The organism is Lacinutrix sp. MEBiC02595, from assembly GCF_053601555.1.
In genome coordinates, this window is sequence record NZ_JBSHNU010000190.1 from 1 (window position 1) to 2,398 (window position 2,398).

3 protein-coding genes are annotated in these 2,398 nt (G+C 27.8%); all 3 read right to left on the reverse strand.

The window, feature by feature from the left end; all coding sequences use genetic code 11:
• Positions 1-224: 224 nt before the first annotated feature.
• On the reverse strand, positions 225-830 hold the full coding sequence (locus ACVCZW_RS05825) for a hypothetical protein (RefSeq protein ID WP_452227611.1): 606 nt from the start codon (positions 828-830) through the stop codon (positions 225-227).
• Between the two features lie 167 nt (positions 831-997).
• Positions 998-1,537: a hypothetical protein gene (locus ACVCZW_RS05830; protein ID WP_452231902.1), complete on the reverse strand. Its 540-nt coding sequence runs from the start codon at positions 1,535-1,537 to the stop codon at positions 998-1,000.
• A gap of 182 nt (positions 1,538-1,719) precedes the next feature.
• Positions 1,720-2,226 (reverse strand): hypothetical protein, encoded by a 507-nt coding sequence (locus ACVCZW_RS05835; protein WP_452231903.1) that lies wholly within the window; start codon positions 2,224-2,226, stop codon positions 1,720-1,722.
• Positions 2,227-2,398 lie beyond the last annotated feature (172 nt).

The window sequence follows — 2,398 nt, forward strand, 5'->3', positions numbered from 1 at the left end:
TATTCATCTGAGTAATTATTCCCTTGTTGGAAGTTCAGACTTATAGATTTTCCAATAATTTTTGTTGGTGAGTAACTTATAGATAACGTGTTTGTATATGCTTTGTTGCGTGATTAAGCAACTAAGTTAGTAAATAAAAACGGAATAGAAAATCCGCGAGGATTTTCGTAAACAAGCTAGAACCAAGCAATAAAATATATACGGTGTTGTAAGCTGGCTTTGATTTAATTTTTACTTTTTGTTTTAATCCGATTAAGTATTTCTGTAGCTCTTCTTTCTGAAAGGGTTTCATCATTTCCCACCATAAGTTTTAAAAACTGGACTTTCTTTTTTTCTCCTAAATCATAGACTTGCTCAAAATGTATATACTTTAAATTTTCTTCTTTGCTTGTAGCAAGATTCATTAATAGTTTTTCATAAAGGTTATCGTTGTTAATTCTCCATATTGCTCTACCAATTGTTAGTTTCCAACTCAAATCGGTCTCAATGTTTAGAAACTTATAGAGTATTGGTAATGCTTTTTCATCTTTTAATTCTCCTGAAGCTTTAAATAAATGACTGTATTTTAAATGTAAATTTTTCCTGATTAAATCTTTCGAAATTTCCAGTTCATTAGTAGACATCTTTTTAAAGAAAGACGTGTCGACTTCATTTCGGCTTAATCCATAAGGTTCAACAAAATGATTATAATAAAAATCTTTAAATTCCTTAGATAATGTTTGAGAATTTGGGTCAATATTTATTATGTATTTTTTAGTTACCGATTCTTTTTCATTTATAGGCTTTTCAAAGATTCCCAAGGCTTTTTTTAATTTCGAAAAACTATTCATTAGAGTGAGTTTTTAGCTTGCTTACAACGTGTTTGTATATGCTTTGTTGCGTGATTAAGCAACTAAGTTAGTAAATAAAAACGGAATAGAAAATCCGGGAGGATTTTCGTAAACAAGCAGGAACCAGCAATAAAATATATACGGTGTTGTGCAACGTTTTTTTACTTTTATTTTAGAATTGGTTTTATTCTCTTTTCAATCATGTTTGAATCGTCTTCATAATCATTTTCTATATTATCTTTCCAGTTGGTAACCATTAAAACGTTTCCTAATTTGTTTAATATTATGTATTTCGACATATCGTTAATATTTTCAAATTCCGATGGTGTGATTTCATCCAAGAATTGTTTGTATTTTTTATTTGGTTTCCCATTCTCATCTTTTAAATTCAGCACTTTTATTTCGAAGTTGATTTTTTCTTGTTTTTGCTTTAAAAATCTAATTGCTGTTAATTCTCGTTCGCTATTTTCTTTATCGGTCAGCAATACATAAAATTCCAAATCATTTTCTCTTGCAAGCTTGATTGCGTTTGGTAAATGTTTTAGACAAGGTCCGCACCAAGTTCCAAATGTGTAAACCAATGTTTTTTCTTTTTGTGAATTTTTTGCTATACAGATAATATCATCTTTATCAACTTTAAAAATTTTTTCTGACGCACTTTTGGTTAGTTCGCAATCTGTACTTTGACCAAATGAAATTTCAATCATTAAAGTCAGAATTGTTAAGAATATGAACCTTATTTTGATCATTGTTATGATTTTTTTCGAATGTTGCACAACGTTGTTGTATAAGCTTTGTTGCGTTGTTTAAACAGTGAATTTACTAAATAAAACACGAACGGCGAAATTCCGGAGGAATTTCCCAAGTGAGCCAAAACCAGCAATAAAGTTTATACGGTGTTGGCAACTGTTTTTTTCTTTTTATTCAATAATTTCAAACTCATTTTAATTCCAATTATGACACTAATTCCATAAACGAATAATAAAATACTTTCTTTGTCAAATTTCTGATAAAAAATTCCAATAAGAAGAATTTTACTAATTCCAGATGTAATAAACCAAAATCCCATAAACTGGAAAAAATTCAAGCTTTTTGAAGAATTTAAAGTAAGAGGATTTTCATTCCAATTAGGCTTTTCAAACTCAATTCCAAACCAACTCCAAAGTTTTGTTATAAATGATAAAAAAAAGATTACAAAAATAAAAATCATAACACTAATTCCTAATATTTCATAGTTATTCAAAAAATCTAAATCTTCTCTAACTTTAAAAAGAATTAAAGGAATAATATTCATTATTAAAATTATAACACTTTTAATTTTTCCTATTTTATTCCAACTTCTTATTTTGTTTTTATAGAATATTATTGAAAAGTATTTTTTAATTCCGATTTTCAATTTTTCAGATTTTGAGTGAGTAATAGTTGCCAACGTGTTTGTATATGATTAGTGGCGTGTTTCAGCACCTAATTTAGTAAATAAAAACCGAATAGAAAATCTGCAAAGATTTTCGTAAGCAAGCTAAAACTAGCCATTAATTATATACGTTGTTATCTATAGGTCTTTTCAT

What these genes read in the sequence shown, in the direction of transcription:
- ACVCZW_RS05830 (WP_452231902.1), bottom strand. Translation starts at nt 1,537, where the DNA reads ATGATTGAAATTTCATTTGGTCAAAGTACAGATTGCGAACTAACCAAA.
- ACVCZW_RS05825 (WP_452227611.1), bottom strand. Translation starts at nt 830, where the DNA reads ATGAATAGTTTTTCGAAATTAAAAAAAGCCTTGGGAATCTTTGAAAAG.